The organism is Sulfurimonas sp., assembly GCF_028714975.1.
Classification (GTDB): Bacteria; Campylobacterota; Campylobacteria; order Campylobacterales; family Sulfurimonadaceae; genus Sulfurimonas.
In genome coordinates this window covers 85399-103164 of sequence record NZ_JAQTLH010000002.1, presented here as the reverse complement: position 1 = coordinate 103164, position 17766 = coordinate 85399, and the positions used below count along the sequence as shown (strand labels likewise).

The following is a 17766-nucleotide window of genomic DNA, read 5'->3' as shown; positions in this document are numbered from 1 at the left end:
TTAATTTTACTATAATTGTACCTTAAAACATACAGGACTAAAAATGAGATTAGAAAAAAAAGCGACCGTAATATCTACATCCGTAGCTACACTGCTTGTTATTATGAAAATGACTGTTGGTATTTTAAGCGGTTCTATCGCTGTTTTAGCATCAGCCATAGACTCCTTGCTCGATTTAACAGTCTCTCTTTTTAACTACTTTGCGCTGCATAATTCTGAAAAAGATCCTGATGATAAATTTCACCATGGAAGAAGTAAGATAGAACCTCTAGCAGCGGTTATAGAAGGCACTATAATATCGCTCTCGGCACTTTTTATACTTTATGAAGCACTTATAAAAATAGCCCATCCGCGAGAGATGGAATTTATGGGTGTATCTATTTTTGTAATGTTAGCTTCTATATTAATAACATCTATACTGGTTCTGTTCCTAAACAAAGTTGCTAAAAAAACAGGTAATATGGTCATTAAAGCTGATGCGCTCCACTATAAAACCGATATCTTTTCAAACGGTGCGGTTCTTTTAGCACTTGGTCTTGTTTCATTAACCGGTGAAGATTTAATTGATTCAATTCTTGGTATTGGTATCGGCATATATATGATCTACTCGGCAATACCTATTATTAAAGAGGGTATTCTGATGCTTCTTGATGCCGCACTCTGTGAAAGTGACATTAAAAAAATTACGGATGTTATTGAGAGTCAAAAAGAGACGACAAACTATCATCATCTACAAACAAGAGAGTCAGGCTCGCATATTTTTATATCCGTACATATTGTTTTTAATGTCAGCATATCGCTATATGACGCGCATCTGATTTCAGATAAGTTAGAAGCAAAGTTAAAACAACTTTTTAAAGAAAAAAAAGTACACGTTCTTATACATATGGATCCTTACGATGATTCACAGATAAACGAGAGTGAGGATTTGTATAATTAACAACCTAACTTTAATCAAGATTTTAAACTTATAAAAAGAGAAAGAATGAAACTTATAATTAACGGCGAAACAAAAGAGTTTAACGAGAATATTACCCTTGAGCATCTTTTAGAAGAGTTGGGTTTAACAGGCAAGGTAATGGCAGCAGCCGTAAATATGGAGATAGTCAAACAAGGAAATTGGGCAACTTACTCTTTAAAAGAGATGGACAAGTTAGAGTTGTTGGATTTTGTCGGCGGGGGCTGATTCTATAGCTACTACTGCTATCGCATACTCGCCGTCATGGGTAATAGAGATGCTTAAATCTAAAATATTAAAGTTATTTAAAAGCTTCTCTGATAATTTTAGTTTCGGTGCGCCGCTTTTTGTTTTGTATATAACTATATCATGAAAGCTGCACTCTGAACCGATACCGACACCAAGAGCTTTTGAACAAGCCTCTTTTGCCGCCCAAAATCCGGAAGCTGTTTTGTAGTTTTTAACGAGTGACACTTCATCTTTAGATAAAAATCTATAAAGGGCTTTATCTCCGAATCGCTCCATAAAGCGACTCATACGAGATGTTTTTATAAGATCTATACCAATCATCTACTGTATAACAAACTCTGTAAAATAGATACCTTTTACACTTCCATCAGCAAGCATAGAGTTTAAAACTTCAACGATTTGTTCAGTTACTTTTTGTTTGCCTTTGGCAGAAGAAATCTCTTCTAATGTCTTAGATGTCAAAATTCTAATAATTCTATCTCTTATAACTGCCGTTTTTTTATCAAGCTCTACACTTAACTCAGGACCTTTTAATTCTAATGAAACGGTAGCCTTAAGATAACGACGCCCTGAATCACTTTTTAAATTGACGGTAAAAGTGTCCAATGGATATAAAACTCCAATTTCACTTAACTTTCTTGAAGCAATTTCATCTCCATCACCTTTAGCTTTTGCCGGTGCAGGTGCATGTGCCGCCGGTGCAGGTGCGGGTGCAGCTTTTTCGTGAGCCTGAGGAGCCGCACCATGTGCCGCAGCATCTTTTTCATCTCCATGCAATAAGAGAAATGCGACCAATCCACCACCGATGATGATTAGCAATAAAACAACAATGATAACTAACATCAATGTATTACCGGATTTTTTCTTTTCTGTACCAGCTTCTTCTTTAGTCTCTTTCTCAGACATAATTCTTCCTTGATTTTGGTTTATTAATATATCAAAATTTAATAAGTACTATTTTGTAATAATCAATCACAAATAGTTATATTTAAAGTTTTTATAATCTCTTCAAATATATCACCCGCTTCGCGTTCAACATCATCATGATACTCGATGACGACTACATCTTTTTTATTGGATAGATTGCAAGTATACATTTCAGGTTTTATATCATACTTAGAAACAATTTTATCAATCGTAGAGCAGACCAATTCACCTTCCTCTTTTCCTTCATACGCTATTGATAATTTAACAAATTTCTCTTCACTTCTTACTTTGGCATCCATCTATCAGTTTCCTTTAAAAATATTTAAATAGGGCGATTATACTATTAATACGATAAAAGAGATTTAAATATCTCAAAAATCAGTACCACTCTAAAAGTTTTGTAACTTCGTCTACTACAAATATTTTAATAGCCGATTTTTCTAACGGTTTTTTTGAAACAAGCGCTTTTGAAATATTTTGCATACTAGCCTCTTTAAGCCTTGCATCCATTCCAAAAACTTCCCTTACATCTCCCACCAGCGAAACTTCACCTATAAAAATAGTCTGTTTTGATATGGCACGATTGCGAAAACTACTTATAATAGCCGCTAGAACTGCTAAATCGGCAGATGTTTCACTTATTTTAATTCCTCCGGTAATATTAATAAATACATCATATCCGGATAAAGGAATTTCAAGTTTTCTCTCTAAGAGTGCCAAGAGCATATTAAGTCTATTTGTATCAAATCCTGTAGCTTGTCTTTTTGAATTTGCCGTATGAGATTCTGAGACAAGTGCCTGAACCTCAAGTATTATTGGACGAGAGCCTTCCATAATAACAGTCAAAGCCGAGCCTGATTGTTCTGAGTTGCGGTTAAAAAATCTCGATGCAACATCCGTTGCAGATACCAAACCGTCACTTCTCATCTCAAAAACACCTATTTCACTAGTAGGTCCGAAACGATTTTTAAAACCTCTAAGTATTCTAAGCTCTTGCGAAGAATCGCCCTCAAAATAGAGAACCGTATCTACCATATGTTCCAAAACCCTTGGACCCGCGATTGAACCCTCTTTTGTGATATGTCCTATAATGAAAATAGCAATGTTTCTCTCTTTTGCAATTCTCATAAGTTCAAATGTAATCTGTCTTACTTGGGTTACGGAACCGGGAGCCGATGAGATATTTTCAGAATACATAGTTTGGATTGAGTCTATAATTAAAAAATCATAAGCACGATGTTCAAGTTCAATAATAACCTGCTCCAATCTTATTTCGCTAAGCAGATAAAGCGAATCTTGATTTGATTTTAGCCTATTTGCACGAAGTTTTATCTGTCCGCTTGACTCCTCGCCGCTTACATAAAGAACATTCTGTCCGCTAGAAGCTATATCGCCGCCTACTTTTAAAAGCAGAGTTGATTTTCCTACACCCGGACTTCCGCCGATCAGAGTCAGTGAACCGGGAACCACTCCGCCGCCAAGCACCATATCTAACTCTATATTTCCGGAACTAAACCTAAAAATCTCTTCCTCTTTTATATCATTAATGCTTTGTGCTTTTGTAGATGAGCCTGAAGTTGATTTTGTCTGTTTTGCAACTTCCTGCTGATGCTCATTTAACTCAACAAAAGAGTCCCAAGCTCCGCAATTTGTACACTTACCCATCCATCTAGGAGTTGTTAATCCGCAGTGTTGGCACTCAAAAAGAATCTTTTTTTTGGACATATTTTTAACCTCTTAAAAGGATTTGAGTGATTATATATAATATAGTGTTGTAGATAGTAAAATATGACAAATTGTCATATTTTACTTAATGTCACGCACTAAAATGAGCAGTACCCAAAAGCGATGGCAAAGGTGACCTTAATGCTCTTCTTCAAATATAGCATCAAGCAGACCGTCAACAAACTCATACTTATCAAACGGAGTTAAATTTTCTGGTTTTTCGCCTGTTCCGACAAAGAGAATAGGAAGTCCAAGAGCATAAGCGATACTAAAGATGCTTCCGCCTTTTGCAGTGCCGTCAAGTTTTGTAATAATAATCCCGTCAATACCTATCATCTCATGAAATGCTTTTGCTTGAGCAATCGCCGAGTTTCCTTGTGTTCCGTCAATAATAAGAATGGTTCTATGAGGTGCACCGTTATGAGCTTTATCGCAAATACGGTTGATTTTTTTTAGCTCATTTGCCAGATTTGTTTGCGTGTGAAGTCTTCCTGCAGTATCAATAATGACATTATCAAATCCTTTTGACTTGGCAGAATCTATGGTGTCATAGGCAACAGCCGAGCTATCGTGACCCTGCTTTGAAGCCACTATGGGAATATCTAATTTTTTTGCCCAAAGAGTAAGTTGCTCTATGGCAGCGGCACGAAAAGTGTCTCCTGCACCAAGCATAACTTTTTTACCATCATTCTTATATTTTAGCGCAAGTTTAGATATGGTCGTTGTCTTTCCGGCACCGTTTACTCCAACAATCAACTCAACAAACGGAGGTGTAAATTCCGGTTCCTTGTAAGTTGTATGCGCAAGCGTAGCGAGCAGTTTTGGTCTAAGAATATCACGAGTAACCTTGCTTTGATAAATCTCATTTAAAATAATCTCTACTAACTCATACTCAACATCGGCTTCGAGTAAAATATCTTCAATCTCGCTTTTAGAAAATGATAGCTGTTTTTTTGGAACTACCGCTTTTATAGCCTCTACGGTTTTACTAAGCGATTTTTTTATAAATCCAAACATCTATTTGCCCAAAGCGTTTTTAATATCACTGTCTACAAACTCTTCTTGCGTTGCACCGACATAATGATTTATGAGAGTTCCGTTTTTATACATTGCCATAGTAGGGATAGGATATCTCTCACCTAGTTTCAACTCTTTTACGATTGCATCGCTTAGACGGCGGTTCTGATCCGAATTTACTAAAATATATTTTGCTTTATACTTTTGTGCAAACTCTTCTAATTTTGCATTCTCTACCTTATCTTCAATAGTAATCCCGATAATTATAAGTTTATCTTTATATTTCTCTTGAAGAGAAGTTAAGTGAGAAGCCGCTGTACGACAAGGCGGACACCAAGTTGCAAATATGTCAAAAATAACTACTTTATCTTTTGCACCTTCTAAAACAAAGCCTTGGGCGCTTTTTTTTACGACATACTCTTTTTTATCAAGACCCGTTAATACATATTCGGGACCAGAGAGCATCTCATTTGCGCTACTGCTAGATTTTTCTTTGTTATTTGAACAACCTTGAAATAAAATCGCCGATAATATCGATATAAGTAAAATATATTTTTTAAACATTTGCCTGCCTTGTTTTCTGTTTTTTGAGTAAAATAAACAAAATTATAACCATAAAGATTTTATATGCCTCTTACAAAAACAATTTTTAGACAAAATTGTCTAGATAAAATTAAAAATAGTCCAAAACATAATCGTATATACAAAAATGCAAAAATAAGCTCTTTATTACTTAGAGAACTTAAAAAATTTAAAAATAAGAAGATACTTTTTTATACATCCTTGCCTTTTGAAGCAGATACGGCAAAACCGATTAAAATACTCAGAAAAAAATATGATATTTTCGTACCGTTTATGGAAGGCGAAAGTTTTAAGATGGTACCATTTAGGTTACCGCTTAAGAAAAAAAAGTTTGGTATTTATGAAGCGGGAAACAGTTTAAGAAAAATTAAAAAAATAGATATAGCCATAGTACCGATAGTCGGTGTAGATGGAAATTTACAAAGAGTTGGTTTTGGAAAAGGGATGTATGATCGTTTCTTTGCAAAGTTTAAAAAGAGACCATACACAATTTTTATACAATCAGAATTTTGTTTTACAAAAAAATTTATTTGTGATGATTATGACATCACATGCGATTTAATTATCACACCGCATATTAAAGTGCAAAACAAAAATATGGCTATAAAGAGGAAGTAAAATGCTAAATGAGGTACTAATCGGCGGCTCAGCAGCCGTCGTTAGTGGACTTATTGGATTTTTCATCTCTAAAAAAATAACTAGTGCTAATTTTGATATTTATGTCGAAAAAGCCAAAGCTCAAGCAGGTGCTATTGAAAATGAAGCACAGTTGCTTTTATATAAAGCTAATATCAAATCTCAAGAGATAGAGTTAGAAGCTACAAAACTATATGAAAGTGCAAAAGAAAAAGCTAGAATAGATCTTCTGCAAAGAGAAGATGATATTATGAGAAAAGAGCAAAGCTTTAAGCGTTATAAACAAAATGAAGAGAAAAAACTTCAAGATGAAGTTGCTACTTTAAAAGCTAGACAAGTTGATTTAAAAAGAAATGAAAAGTCTCTAAGCTCACTTAAGAAGAGATATGAAGAGAAAATAGACGAAGCACTTAATGCAATTGAGTATTGTGCAGGTATGACGAAAGATGAAGCAAAAGTTGTTTTACTGGAAAAAGTAGAAGAGAAATCTCGTGCGCAGATAGCTCACATTGTCAGAAAATATGAAAATGAAGCTAAAAATGAAGCTAAAAAAAGAGCAAATTATATTTTAGCTCAAGCCACAAGCAGGTATGCCGGTGAATTTGCAGCCGAGAGACTGACAAATATTATAAATCTTTCCGATGATGAGCTAAAAGGTCGCATAATCGGCAAAGAGGGCAGAAATATCAAAACTCTTGAGACTCTTTTGGGCGTAGATATTATTATAGACGATACGCCGAATGTGATTCTTGTAAGCAGCTTTAATCTCTATAGGCGTGCAATTGCAACAAAAACAATAGAGTTGCTTATAGAAGACGGTCGTATTCAACCGGCTCGCATTGAAGAGATTTATAATAAAGTTTGTGATGAATTTGAAGCAAATACGCTAAATGAGGGTGAAGAGATAGTAGCCGATTTAGATGTAGGTGTTATGCATCCTGAACTTATCAAGCTTATCGGCAAGCTTCGTTATCGTGCGAGTTATGGACAAAATGCTCTTGCTCATACTCTTGAAGTTGCTCATTTAGCCGGAATTATGACTGCTGAAATGGGCGGAGATGTTAGACTTGCAAAAAGAGCCGGACTACTGCATGATATAGGCAAAGCGGTTACTCATGACAGCGAAGGCAATCATGTAGATTTAGGTGCGGCTATTTGCAATCGCTATAACGAGCATAGCATAGTTTTAAATGCTATTTACGCTCATCACGGCTATGAAGAGATTAACTCCATAGAGTGTGGCGCAGTTTGTGCCGCTGACGCTCTCTCTGCGGCAAGACCGGGAGCCAGAAGAGAAGTTTTAGAGAGCTTCTTAAAAAGAGTAACGGAGATAGAAGAGATAGCATCACAACATATCGGCGTTAAACAAGCTTATGCTATTAATGCAGGACGAGAAGTAAGAGTTATTGTCAATGCATCACTTATAAACGATGATGAAGCCATTTTAATGGCAAAAGAGATAGCCAAAGAGATAGAAGATAAAGTTCAATATCCGGGTGAAATCAAAGTCAATGTTATTCGCGAGAGCAGAGCCGTAGAGTTTGCCAGATAAAAATCTCATAACGGCGTACCTTTTTGCATATCAAAATTATGATATGCAAAAGCCTTATCTGCTACAAAATATAATCAACTACTTTTGACTCGGCAGTTACTGATTTTATAAATTCAACAACCTTTAAATGCTCAGGATGAATAGCGTAAGCATCCAAATCCTCTTTTGTATCAAATGTAGAGTATAAAGAGAGGTCAAACGCTCTATCTGCAACCGTAAAGTTCACGCCGACCTCCATTGATTTTAGAGTTGGAACCAAATCAACCAAAGAATTCAATCTCTTTTTAGTTTCTTCAATATTTGCGCCTCTGTTTTCATCCTTAAACCTAAACATAACTATATGAACTATCATTATAAGCCTTATTTTTTTGATGCAATTCTAGCTAAAAAGGTGCAATAAAACCATGAAAAAATCTTAAATTATAATTTTTACACTCATACAATTGCAATAAACATATGTTATAATTTTGATTATCTTATTTTATAAAAAAAGGTGTTATCATGAAAAAATTAGTAAGTCTGTCTCTGCTAGCTGCTTCTTTTACAGTGCTGTTTGCCTCTACGGATGCAGAAGAGTTAGCTGTTAAAAAGTGCGGGGAATGCCATTTAATGGGGGTAGTATCTGCAGAGAAGTTAAAAAACATGAAAGCACCGCCTTATTGGGCAATAACTAGAAAAGCTAGAGAGAGCTATGAAAATAAAGAAGACAAAATAAAATATATAATTGATTATGCAATCAGTCCTAGTGAAGATAAAATGCTGTTTCCAAAAGACACCGTAAAATTATTTGGCGTTATGCCCTCACAAAAGGGTAAAGTAACACAAGACGAACTTAAACTAATTGCTGAATATATAATAGAAGAAAAATCTTTTTAAAACTACGATAGCCGGCTTTTTGGCTATCAATTTGCAAGAAAATTGCTTAAGCTTACACGCGGGTCAAGCCCCTCTAGCATATTGTATACTTCTCTTGCAATGGGAAGATACAACTCTTTTTGCTTTGCAATTTCATAGAGTGCGTAAGTAGTTCCTATACCCTCGGCAACCTCTCCAATCTCTTTTACTATTTGCTCTTTTGATTTCCCCTCTGCGATACCCAAACCGACGCGAAAATTTCTGCTCATAGTCGATGATGCGGTTAAAAAGAGATCCCCTGCTCCGCTAAGTCCTATAAAACTCTCATCTTTTGCACCGTATACTTTGCCAAATCTCTGCATCTCAACTAAACCTCTTGATATAAGTGAAGCTGCGGCATTTTTACCAAGACCCAAACCCTCACAAATACCTGCGGCAATAGCTATAACATTTTTATAAGCCCCCGCAACTTCCGCGCCTACAACATCGGTTGATATATATGTTTTTATAAAAGAGGGGAAAAATGAGGCAAACTCAGTGCTTAACTCTTCATTTTTAGAATTAACGACTAGTGCAGTCGGCAGGGATTTCATAACTTCTGCCGCAAACGACGGACCTGAGAGAAATGCTATATTTTCATCAGGAATATACGAAGCATATATCTCATTTAAAAACTTTCCGGTTGTCGCTTCTATCCCTTTTGATGCTACTAAAATTTTTTGATTCGTAAATCTGAAATTTTCTTCAAGCCATAAAGATATTTCCTGCGCAGGAATGGTAATAATCAAATACTCTAACTTTAAGATATCATCAAGAGAGACAAAATTTTTTATATCTCTAGGCGTTCTTGAAGTTATATAAACTTCACATTTTTGGCTTAATGCAAAAGCCAAAGCCAAACCCCATTTACCGGCTCCGATTACTCCTACTTTAGTCACATGTACTCCCAGTCATTTTTTCAAACTCTTTTATATCCGTCTCATATCCGACAACTATATACATATCATCTTTACTTACTATATGATGCTTTACTTTGGATGAATATATAAATTCGCTACTCATATCTTCATTTACGATTGCTAAAACCACGATGCCGTATCTTTTACTCCAATCTATGTCCGAGACAGAGTTGCCTATATAACAATTACTCTCATTTACCTTAACTTGAGCAATTTTTAACGCACCGCTTTCAAATAAAATTTTATGAAAAACATCTTTAACAATAGGTTTTTGCAACATCTCTGAAATCATCTCTGCCGTCGTTTGAACAAGAGGTATAACCTTGTTTGCACCCGCCATTTGTAATTTGTTTGCCGTTTGCTTGTTGTTTGAGAGGGCTATGATATTTAGATTGACAAATGAAGACCTCAGCGAAATTGTTAAAAAAATATTCTCTGCACTATCTTCTAAAACGCAAAATGCTATAGAATTTTCAATATCGATATTTTCATTCAAATCATCCCACTTATCGCTTAAATCGAAACTTTTTACTTCAAAACAAGACCTGTTTCTTAAAATATCTTGCTCACTATTTAAACTATACAGGTAAACATTCTCATACTCATATGTAACATTTTTAGCAATCTCCAAAGCATAATCGTTATATCCGAAAATCAAAGCGGCTCTATTTTTCATTTTCTAATCTTCTTATGTAAATGTTTTTCAAACTCTCTCATAAAAGCAGAATTTCCTATAGCCAGAAGATAATCCCCACTCTCAAGAAGAGTGCTCTCAAGCGGATTAAAAAAGAATCTTTTAGTATCTTTTTTATATATTCCAAGCAAAATAACTCTAAATTTGGAATTGTTTAACTCACTTACATATAGTATATTTTGACTCATTCTGTCATCCACTAAAATCTCTTCGACATCTACGCCGTAGTAATCATTTCTAAGTGCATGTATAACTTCAAAAGCCACAGGTCTTCCTATCAACTCTTTAGAGATCATTCCTACTATACCTTTTGGATAGAGTATCTCATTTGCACCGGCGAATTTAAGTTTATTTCTATTTGCATCATCCATAAGCAGCGATATGATATTTACATCTTTACTTATTGATCTAACCGTTAAGGTTGTATATACATTTTCTATATCACTCTCTCTAAGACACAATATTGACTTAACTTGCACATTTATATCAATACCTAGCTTTTTATAGCTCTCTATATCTCCCGGATCATAATTTACTGCAATAAGTCCATCTTTTTTTGCGTTCTCTATTCTATGTATATCTTCATCTAAAACGATAATGCTTATCTTTGAATCTTTTAATTTCTTAACTACCTCTTGAGCCACATTCTGATATCCGCATATAAGATAAAAGTGCTTAAGTTTTCTAATATTGTCAATCGTTTTTATCTCTCTTATCTCATCTAGCTTTTCCGTAAAAGCAGAGACGACGATTGAGGTTGTAAAAGCCAAAAGCGAAACACCTGCGATAATAACAAAAATAGCAACCGTTCTACCCTCCATCGTCACGGGTACGATATCGCCGTATCCCACAGTTGCTATTGTAACTACCGACCAATAAACGGCATCAAAAAGTGTATTTATCGGTGATTTTGGATTATGCGCCTCCATTACATAAATGAGTACCGATGAGACAAAAATAACTATTGATGAAAACATCAATAAAATAAAAAATTCAAATTTTTTTGTAGAAAGCACCGAAGTAAAAGTTTGAAAGCTCTTTGTGTATCTAAATAACTTAAAAACTCTAAAAAGAACAAATAGACGAAGCAGTCTCAGCTCATGGAAGAAAGGTAAAATAGCAAGCAAATCTATTATTGCTTTAAAGGAAAAAACAAAAATAAGTTTTGTTTTCATAGCGTTTATTAACGCTCGATAAAGATAAAACTCCCTACCAAGTGCCGTAGCATGTTCGCTTTTATTTATAATAATTTCGCTAACACTGCTGCTTATCCAAAACCGAAGCAAATACTCGATAAAAAAAATGAAAGAGATAATATATACATTTAAAATTTTTAGATATATATTCATCTCAGATTTAACTTCAGCTATCAAAATTGCAACGCTTAAAAAGATAAGCGTTATCATAAAAATATCAAAATATCTTTTGTATTGATATTTATCGTTTTCTAAGATATCATAAACAAATCGCTTTTTATGCTGATAAGCTTCCGATGTGTTTAAAAAATATGCAAAATCAACAACCCAGCGAGTAAAAAAATTCATCTACCCCAGCTTTTCTTTTAAAATGTCATTTACTGTTTGTGGGTTAGCACTACCCTTAGACTCTTTCATAACTTGACCGACAAAGAAACCGAAAAGCTTATCTTTTCCGCTTTTATACTCTGCAACTTTATCGCCGTTTGCAGCAATGACGGCATCGCAGATTGCCTCTAATGCTCCGCTGTCGCTTACTTGTTTAAGCCCTAGCGTATTGATTGCGCTATCTACATCTCCACCCTTATCCATCAGATAATCAAGAACCTCTTTAGCCGCTTTTCCGCTTATAGTGCCGTCCTCGATTCTTTTTACTAAAAATCCGATTGTTTTGGCATCTACGGGAGAATTTGTAATATTTACATCCCCTTTAAATCTGCCCTGCAACTCAACCGTAAGCCATGTAAGAGCATTTTTAGCACTGATGCCCTCTTCCATCATAGCCTCAAAAAAGTGCGCCATTTCAACCGATGAAGTAACAACCATCGCGTTATATTCGCTCATGCCGTAATCTTTTACAAAACGAGCCATCTTCTCATCAGGAAGTTCAGGAATTTTTGAAAATTCCTGCATCATCTCATCCGTTACGACTGCTTTTAACAAGTCAGGTTCAGGAAAATAACGATAATCCGCCGCTTCCTCTTTTCCACGCATAGAGCGGGTTTCTTGCTTAGTTTGGTCAAAAAGTCTTGTCTCTTGAACTATCTCTTTATCGTAAACACCGTCTTCCCAAGCCTCAATCTGTCTCTCAACTTCAAGCTCTATGGCTTTTTGGATAAATCTAAAACTGTTAATATTTTTTATCTCTACACGAGTATAGAGCTTCTCGTCGCCCTTTGGACGGATAGAGACATTCACATCGACGCGGAAAGATCCCTCTTGCATATTTGCATCACCGATATCAATGTAGCGTATAATTGAGTGAAGTTTTTTAAGATAAAGGATAGCCTCTTGTGCACTTCTCATATCAGGTTCGCTTACAATCTCTAAAAGCGGTGTTCCTGCACGATTTAAGTCAACTTTAGAGATAGGACCGTCATGTATGTTTTTTCCGGCATCCGCTTCTATATGAGCACGGTTGATACGAATAGTTTTATGCGTAGCGTCCTCAAAGTCTATGCGTAGTTTTCCGTGCTCGACTACCGGCGTGTAAAGCTGAGTAATCTGATAAGCCGAAGGACTATCCGGATAAAAGTAGCTTTTTCTATCAAAATATGATGTTTGATTTATAGTTGCCTCAATCGCGGTTCCAAGCATTACGGACTTATGAAGCACCTCTTTGTTCAGTACAGGAAGTGCCCCGGGCAGTGCTAAACAAGTCGGGCATGTATTTGTATTTTGTTTATGATTAAAACTCGTCGGGCACGAGCAAAAGAGTTTAGTTTTTGTGTTTAATTGAACATGAACTTCCAGACCGATAACTACTTCAAACATAATGTTCCTTAAAAAATATAAAATTACAGTAGATTTTACCCAATTATGCTTTTAACTTTCATAAACATAATTAAAAATAATACAAAAGTCATGTTTTGCTGTATAATAATTGACCATGAAAATCAAAAATATTTTACATAAAATTACTATTTTTTTATTGTCGACTTTACCTGCTTATTCAAATGAGTTTGATATAAAAACTTTTGGAACAATCGGCGGTGTATATAACGATAATAGCAATTATATATATAGAAAAGACATCTTTCAAAAAGATGGCTCATCAGGTAATTTAAGTTTTAAAACCGATACTTTAATCGGTCTGCAGACTACGCTAAACATCAATGAAAAATTTTCCCTGCTGCTTCAAGGCATAGTAAACAACGACTATAACGACGAAATAAAAGCAAAAATCGATTGGGGATACCTGAAGTATGATTCAGGCGAAAACATTATCGTTAAAGTCGGCAGAATTAGAACGCCTTATTATAAAAATTCAGACAATCTGAATGTAGGCTACTCAAACCTTATGATAAGAGAGAGTGTAGAAGTTTACGGTCAAGTTCCTTTCTCATCGTACAACGGTATCGAAGCAATCTATTCAAACATCATAGATAAATATTTTTATACACTTCAGGCAAACTACGGAAAAGAAAATCTAACGGTTCCCATCCATTCACTAAATCAAAAAGCAAATGTAGAAGTTAATGATTTATATGCAGTAAACTTGACATTCGGCACGACTGCCCTGCAGGCAAGAGTTACATATCTAAATGCCGATATAACCGCATCAAGCCTATCACTAGACCAACTCTTTGGGGGTTTGCGTGCATACGGATTAAACGAGTTGGCAGATAAGTATGAATTTAAAGACAAAAAATCTGAATACTTGGGATTTGGACTTTTTTTAGATTATAACAATATTATATTTTCCGGTGAATGCGGACATAGAAAAATCCCTAGTTTTTTTGCAAATGTCCACGGCTATTCCGCTACTTTGGGATATAGTTTTGATAAACTAATTCCTTTTGCAACATACGCAAAAAGTAAAATGGATGTAGCAACTTACGAAGCAAATACCGGCGTATATGCCTTAGATGCTCTGCTTCGTGCCCAAAATTTGGCACAATCATCAGAAACAATCGGGATGAAATATTATATAAATGAACATTTTGACATAAAATTTCAATATGAGCATGTTGTTCCAAAAGGTGACTACGGAAGCTATCACTTAAGCACCCTGCAAAAGCCGCAAGAGTTAAATGTCTTCTCATTTGCTTTGGATTTTATATTTTGAGAGGGTTTGGCGCATGAAAATCATTTTCTCACTACTGCTTGGTATGCACCTCTTAAATGCGCAAATAGTAGTCGTAACAAATAAAAATTCTCAACTAAACAATATCCCAAAAGAGATAATTCAATATATCTATCTGGCAAAAATAGACAAAATTGAGAGCATAAAAGTAGAACCCATTTTATCGGATGATAAAAATCTACATAATGAATTTTGCAATCATATTTTGTCCAAAAGCGAATCCCAATACAATAGCTACTGGGCTAGACTTGTCTTTACGGGCAGAAAACCGATATCAAAAAGATTAGATTGGCAAGATCTTGTAAAAAAACTTCAAGTTCCAAACACCATCGCTTATATAGATAAGAATGACTTAAGAAATGAGTGGAAAATTATCTATGAAGAAAATTAAAAAAACTATTAGAAATATAGTTTTTCGCTACCACTCTCTATCTATTCTTAAAAAATTTTTATTAGCTCCCCTGTTTGGTCTAATTTTAGTCCTGCCTTTTTATATCTTTATATTTTTAAATATGTTAGAGATGAAACAATCCGTAAACAGTGTTAACAATGAGTTGATGCCGCTGCAAGAAATTTCATTTAATAATATTTTATTATTAGAAAAAATTGTTAACGAAATGAATAGTGCAGTATCTGCAAAAGAGGTAGAATGGATAGATGATTCTAATAAAAATGCCGATAAAATAAGAGAAAATTTAAACATATATATAGACAGCAGCTATAAAAAAGAGATAAAAGAGAGTATAACCGCCTTTAACAACTACTATCAAACAGTAAAAGAGGTCTCTGCTAAAATAATACAAAATAATCAATGCTATACAAATATTGAAAATGATACAAAAGTTTTAGTTCAAAATTATAATGAAATTGACGGCTTATTTAAAAGTTTAAAATTACAAATAAAAAATGATATTGAAAAAAATTTCAACTCTCTCTACTGTAATACAAATTTTATCTTATTTAACGGAAACTTCATATTTTCTATATGGTTTTTTATATCTACTCTAATTATATTTTTAGTTTACAGAGATATAAAATATAAGATAAAAAGAATAGTCGATGATTCAAAAGAGATAGCTAGAGGAGATGTTGATTTTGAAAAGAGACTCTGCATAGTTTCTTATGATGAACTTGGTCAAATAGTCAAATCAATAAATATATTTATTAATAAACTTCATAAAAGCCATGAAGAGCTATCCGATGCAAAAAAAGAGCTAGATGCTCTTTACATTACGGATAGACTTACAAATGTTTTCAATAGAGTAAAAATCGATGAAATACTTGACACTGAACTTAAAAAGAAAAAGAGATACGACCATACATGTTCAGTGATTTTAATCGATATAGACTATTTCAAACTTGTCAACGACACGCACGGTCATCTTGTCGGTGATTCGATTTTAAAAGAGTTTGCAGATATTCTCAAAGAGAGTATTAGAGACACCGACTATGTAGGTAGATGGGGCGGTGAAGAGTTTATAATTGTCTGCCCGCAAACGGATCAAAACGGAGCACTCTCTTTGGCTGAACATTTAAGAAGCAAAATTGAAGAGTCTCATTTTACTACGGCAGGCAAAAAAACAGCAAGTTTTGGTATAGCAACCTGCACAGACCAAGATAGTGCACAATCAATTATAGACAACGCGGATAAAGCACTCTACAGAGCAAAAGGCGGCGGTCGCAATCAGGTTGTTTGCTACCAATCTTTATTAGTGTGATAATTTTCTTAAACGGTATCCATCGCCTCTCACATTAACAATCATCCCGTTCTTTAACTTTTTTATAAGCGCACAAATCCAGTAACGAACTGTAATCAAAGAGACCTCCTCCTCGTTATCCCAAACATAATTTTTTATATTCTCAAAACTTACGATATTACCCAAATTTTGAACCAAAAGACGCAGCAAAAGAGACTCTTTTTTTGTCAGTTTAACGCACAAATCATAATAAAGAAGCTCACCGGTAAGAAGCGAGTAGGTATACCCTTGCGACAAATCAATCACTTCTTTATTTCCTTGAGGATTTGCCAGCCGCATGATATTTCTTATGCGAAGCAGAAGCTCCTCTATCTCAAAGGGTTTTTTTAAAAAATCGTTACTTCCAAGTATGAAAGCCTTTTTAAGATATTCAATCTCTATATGAGTTGAGATCATAATAGTCAGAGCATTTGGATATCTCTCTATAATAAACTCTAAAACTTCATAACCGTCAAAATTAGGAACATTGATATCAAGCACATAGAGATCGTGCTGCTTTTGGTGAACCATATCCATAGCACACTCCCCATCCAAACATGAATCAACTATAAACCCGAATGCTTCAAGCTCATGCACTATGGCAGCGTTGGTGCTAAAATCATCTTCTAAAAGAAGAACTTTCATACTACACCTCTGTTTTTCACTTCTCTTTTAACAATCTCTTTTGGAATCTTATAGATAAAAGTAGTTCCCTCTTTTTTAATACTTTGAATCTTTATAGAAATACCATAGTCGTCACAAATCTCTTTGATGATGCTCATTCCAAGACCGAGTCCTTGAATATTGTTGCTCACTCTATAGTACTCTTTAAAAAGGTTTTGAACCTCTGCCTCACTCATCCCGATACCCTTATCTCTAAAGATAAGATTTAACTCTTCATTATCATTTGTGATGATAATTTCTACTATTTCAGATGATTTTTTTGAGTATTTTATGGCATTTGAGAGCGTATTGTCGATGAGTCTTTGAAGCTCTACTCTGCTCATGCAGATATAAAAATCACTCTCCACATGAAAATCTAAAAAAATATTTTTAATAGTTGCCATCGCATCAAAGTAAAGCACTCTATCGGCAACAAACTCCTCCAGCTCTATCCACTCCGCCGGATAACAAATCTTCTCTTTTCCAGCATGAAAGGCAATATCATCATAAATCGTTGCTAGCGTACGCGTAGAACTTTTTATCATGGCAACACTTTTTGTACAGCAATGCTCTTTTGCCATTATAGAAAGATGTAACTCTATGGCACTTAGGGGCGTTTTCATCTCATGAATCATTTTTTTTATAAAAAAGATTTGTTGTTTACTTAAGATATCGAGATCTTTTGCAATATTTAGCCTCTGATTTTTCTCTTTTTTATAAAGATCTCTATAATAAAAAACCGGCAACAAAGAGAGAGGCAGGATAAGTATTAAATAATCCAATGCGATATTCCTTCTGTTTTAAATTTTATATATTTTGCAATGTCACTATCATTTTTTTAACGACATCTGCATATTTATCTCTTCTACCATTTTATCTAAAAGCTCAAAAAGTAAACTGCTATTCTCTTCCATGACTACAATATTTTTTAA

Annotated in this window: 21 protein-coding genes; 8 read left to right on the top strand and 13 right to left on the bottom strand. The window is 34.7% G+C overall.

Annotation, left to right across the window (positions count from 1 at the left end; genetic code table 11):
- The first annotated feature begins 43 nt into the window (after window positions 1-43).
- Window positions 44-940 (top strand): cation diffusion facilitator family transporter, encoded by an 897-nt coding sequence (locus PHQ93_RS02405; RefSeq protein WP_299940394.1) that lies wholly within the window; start codon window positions 44-46, stop codon window positions 938-940.
- Window positions 941-985: 45 nt separating this feature from the next.
- Window positions 986-1186: a sulfur carrier protein ThiS gene (gene thiS, locus PHQ93_RS02400; protein ID WP_299940391.1), complete on the top strand. Its 201-nt coding sequence runs from the start codon at window positions 986-988 to the stop codon at window positions 1184-1186.
- On the opposite strand, the gene acpS is transcribed toward thiS, so the two are convergent.
- From acpS to PHQ93_RS02370, 6 genes are all read right to left on the bottom strand, one after another.
- The gene (gene acpS, locus PHQ93_RS02395; RefSeq protein WP_299940389.1) at window positions 1154-1528 is read right to left on the bottom strand and encodes a holo-ACP synthase; all 375 of its coding nucleotides are present in this window, start codon (window positions 1526-1528) and stop codon (window positions 1154-1156) included. The two genes, thiS and acpS, sit on opposite strands and share 33 nt — an antisense overlap.
- Complete coding sequence (fliL, locus tag PHQ93_RS02390) at window positions 1529-2113, bottom strand: flagellar basal body-associated protein FliL (RefSeq protein ID WP_299940387.1); 585 nt, start codon at window positions 2111-2113, stop codon at window positions 1529-1531.
- A gap of 62 nt (window positions 2114-2175) precedes the next feature.
- Window positions 2176-2433: a hypothetical protein gene (locus PHQ93_RS02385; protein ID WP_299940385.1), complete on the bottom strand. Its 258-nt coding sequence runs from the start codon at window positions 2431-2433 to the stop codon at window positions 2176-2178.
- A 79-nt stretch (window positions 2434-2512) separates the two neighbouring features.
- Window positions 2513-3859 carry a DNA repair protein RadA gene (gene radA, locus PHQ93_RS02380; protein WP_299940375.1) on the bottom strand — a complete coding sequence of 449 codons (1347 nt, stop codon included), beginning with the start codon at window positions 3857-3859 and terminating at the stop codon, window positions 2513-2515.
- Window positions 3860-3997: 138 nt separating this feature from the next.
- Complete coding sequence (gene ftsY / locus PHQ93_RS02375; protein WP_299940371.1) at window positions 3998-4876, bottom strand: signal recognition particle-docking protein FtsY; 879 nt, start codon at window positions 4874-4876, stop codon at window positions 3998-4000.
- A complete protein-coding gene (locus PHQ93_RS02370; RefSeq protein WP_299940368.1) occupies window positions 4877-5440 on the bottom strand; it encodes a TlpA disulfide reductase family protein in 564 nt (187 codons plus the stop codon).
- 63 nt (window positions 5441-5503) lie between these two features.
- Between PHQ93_RS02370 and PHQ93_RS02365 the strand changes: the two genes are divergently transcribed.
- Complete coding sequence (locus tag PHQ93_RS02365; RefSeq protein WP_299940367.1) at window positions 5504-6076, top strand: 5-formyltetrahydrofolate cyclo-ligase; 573 nt, start codon at window positions 5504-5506, stop codon at window positions 6074-6076.
- A 1-nt stretch (window position 6077) separates the two neighbouring features.
- On the top strand, window positions 6078-7646 hold the full coding sequence (gene rny / locus PHQ93_RS02360; protein WP_299940364.1) for a ribonuclease Y: 1569 nt from the start codon (window positions 6078-6080) through the stop codon (window positions 7644-7646).
- Between the two features lie 61 nt (window positions 7647-7707).
- Here rny and PHQ93_RS02355 read toward each other — a convergent pair whose 3' ends face one another.
- The gene (locus PHQ93_RS02355) at window positions 7708-7998 is read right to left on the bottom strand and encodes a Dabb family protein (RefSeq protein ID WP_299940361.1); all 291 of its coding nucleotides are present in this window, start codon (window positions 7996-7998) and stop codon (window positions 7708-7710) included.
- A 149-nt stretch (window positions 7999-8147) separates the two neighbouring features.
- On the opposite strand from PHQ93_RS02355, the gene PHQ93_RS02350 reads away from it, so the two are divergent.
- Complete coding sequence (locus PHQ93_RS02350) at window positions 8148-8522, top strand: cytochrome c (RefSeq protein ID WP_299940359.1); 375 nt, start codon at window positions 8148-8150, stop codon at window positions 8520-8522.
- A 26-nt stretch (window positions 8523-8548) separates the two neighbouring features.
- On the opposite strand, the gene PHQ93_RS02345 is transcribed toward PHQ93_RS02350, so the two are convergent.
- Genes PHQ93_RS02345 through gatB form a run of 4 tightly spaced genes read right to left on the bottom strand, consistent with a single transcriptional unit; the run spans window position 8549 to window position 13123 of the window.
- Window positions 8549-9439, bottom strand: a complete 891-nt coding sequence (locus tag PHQ93_RS02345) for an NAD(P)H-dependent glycerol-3-phosphate dehydrogenase (RefSeq protein WP_299940356.1) — start codon at window positions 9437-9439, stop codon at window positions 8549-8551.
- Window positions 9432-10136, bottom strand: a complete 705-nt coding sequence (locus PHQ93_RS02340) for an NAD-binding protein (protein ID WP_299940353.1) — start codon at window positions 10134-10136, stop codon at window positions 9432-9434. Before PHQ93_RS02340 ends, PHQ93_RS02345 begins: the two co-directional genes overlap by 8 nt.
- Window positions 10133-11698: an ion transporter gene (locus PHQ93_RS02335; RefSeq protein WP_299940350.1), complete on the bottom strand. Its 1566-nt coding sequence runs from the start codon at window positions 11696-11698 to the stop codon at window positions 10133-10135. The genes PHQ93_RS02340 and PHQ93_RS02335 overlap by 4 nt, the downstream gene beginning before the upstream one ends.
- Window positions 11699-13123, bottom strand: a complete 1425-nt coding sequence (gene gatB, locus PHQ93_RS02330) for an Asp-tRNA(Asn)/Glu-tRNA(Gln) amidotransferase subunit GatB (protein ID WP_299940348.1) — start codon at window positions 13121-13123, stop codon at window positions 11699-11701. It lies immediately after the preceding gene.
- A gap of 115 nt (window positions 13124-13238) precedes the next feature.
- Here gatB and PHQ93_RS02325 point away from each other — a divergent pair, with 115 nt between their 5' ends.
- Genes PHQ93_RS02325 through PHQ93_RS02315 form a run of 3 tightly spaced genes read left to right on the top strand, consistent with a single transcriptional unit; the run spans window position 13239 to window position 16153 of the window.
- On the top strand, window positions 13239-14417 hold the full coding sequence (locus tag PHQ93_RS02325) for a hypothetical protein (RefSeq protein ID WP_299940346.1): 1179 nt from the start codon (window positions 13239-13241) through the stop codon (window positions 14415-14417).
- Between the two features lie 13 nt (window positions 14418-14430).
- Entirely contained in the window at window positions 14431-14826 is a 396-nt protein-coding gene (locus PHQ93_RS02320; RefSeq protein ID WP_299940343.1) for a hypothetical protein, read from the top strand.
- Window positions 14813-16153, top strand: a complete 1341-nt coding sequence (locus PHQ93_RS02315) for a sensor domain-containing diguanylate cyclase (protein WP_299940339.1) — start codon at window positions 14813-14815, stop codon at window positions 16151-16153. Before PHQ93_RS02320 ends, PHQ93_RS02315 begins: the two co-directional genes overlap by 14 nt.
- Here PHQ93_RS02315 and PHQ93_RS02310 read toward each other — a convergent pair.
- A complete protein-coding gene (locus PHQ93_RS02310; protein WP_299940337.1) occupies window positions 16145-16816 on the bottom strand; it encodes a response regulator transcription factor in 672 nt (223 codons plus the stop codon). The two genes, PHQ93_RS02315 and PHQ93_RS02310, sit on opposite strands and share 9 nt — an antisense overlap.
- Entirely contained in the window at window positions 16813-17616 is an 804-nt protein-coding gene (locus PHQ93_RS02305; RefSeq protein ID WP_299940335.1) for a HAMP domain-containing sensor histidine kinase, read from the bottom strand. Before PHQ93_RS02305 ends, PHQ93_RS02310 begins: the two co-directional genes overlap by 4 nt.
- Window positions 17617-17766 lie beyond the last annotated feature (150 nt).

Excerpts from the sequence above, each read along its gene's own strand:
- PHQ93_RS02385 (WP_299940385.1), bottom strand. The coding sequence starts at position 2,433 with ATGGATGCCAAAGTAAGAAGTGAAGAGAAATTTGTTAAATTATCAATA.
- PHQ93_RS02405 (WP_299940394.1), top strand. The coding sequence starts at position 44 with ATGAGATTAGAAAAAAAAGCGACCGTAATATCTACATCCGTAGCTACA.
- ftsY (WP_299940371.1), bottom strand. The coding sequence starts at position 4,876 with ATGTTTGGATTTATAAAAAAATCGCTTAGTAAAACCGTAGAGGCTATA.
- PHQ93_RS02310 (WP_299940337.1), bottom strand. The coding sequence starts at position 16,816 with ATGAAAGTTCTTCTTTTAGAAGATGATTTTAGCACCAACGCTGCCATA.
- thiS (WP_299940391.1), top strand. The coding sequence starts at position 986 with ATGAAACTTATAATTAACGGCGAAACAAAAGAGTTTAACGAGAATATT.
- rny (WP_299940364.1), top strand. The coding sequence starts at position 6,078 with ATGCTAAATGAGGTACTAATCGGCGGCTCAGCAGCCGTCGTTAGTGGA.
- PHQ93_RS02325 (WP_299940346.1), top strand. The coding sequence starts at position 13,239 with ATGAAAATCAAAAATATTTTACATAAAATTACTATTTTTTTATTGTCG.
- PHQ93_RS02365 (WP_299940367.1), top strand. The coding sequence starts at position 5,504 with ATGCCTCTTACAAAAACAATTTTTAGACAAAATTGTCTAGATAAAATT.
- PHQ93_RS02335 (WP_299940350.1), bottom strand. The coding sequence starts at position 11,698 with ATGAATTTTTTTACTCGCTGGGTTGTTGATTTTGCATATTTTTTAAAC.
- PHQ93_RS02355 (WP_299940361.1), bottom strand. The coding sequence starts at position 7,998 with ATGATAGTTCATATAGTTATGTTTAGGTTTAAGGATGAAAACAGAGGC.
- PHQ93_RS02315 (WP_299940339.1), top strand. The coding sequence starts at position 14,813 with ATGAAGAAAATTAAAAAAACTATTAGAAATATAGTTTTTCGCTACCAC.
- fliL (WP_299940387.1), bottom strand. The coding sequence starts at position 2,113 with ATGTCTGAGAAAGAGACTAAAGAAGAAGCTGGTACAGAAAAGAAAAAA.
- PHQ93_RS02340 (WP_299940353.1), bottom strand. The coding sequence starts at position 10,136 with ATGAAAAATAGAGCCGCTTTGATTTTCGGATATAACGATTATGCTTTG.
- PHQ93_RS02350 (WP_299940359.1), top strand. The coding sequence starts at position 8,148 with ATGAAAAAATTAGTAAGTCTGTCTCTGCTAGCTGCTTCTTTTACAGTG.
- PHQ93_RS02370 (WP_299940368.1), bottom strand. The coding sequence starts at position 5,440 with ATGTTTAAAAAATATATTTTACTTATATCGATATTATCGGCGATTTTA.
- acpS (WP_299940389.1), bottom strand. The coding sequence starts at position 1,528 with ATGATTGGTATAGATCTTATAAAAACATCTCGTATGAGTCGCTTTATG.
- PHQ93_RS02320 (WP_299940343.1), top strand. The coding sequence starts at position 14,431 with ATGAAAATCATTTTCTCACTACTGCTTGGTATGCACCTCTTAAATGCG.
- radA (WP_299940375.1), bottom strand. The coding sequence starts at position 3,859 with ATGTCCAAAAAAAAGATTCTTTTTGAGTGCCAACACTGCGGATTAACA.
- gatB (WP_299940348.1), bottom strand. The coding sequence starts at position 13,123 with ATGTTTGAAGTAGTTATCGGTCTGGAAGTTCATGTTCAATTAAACACA.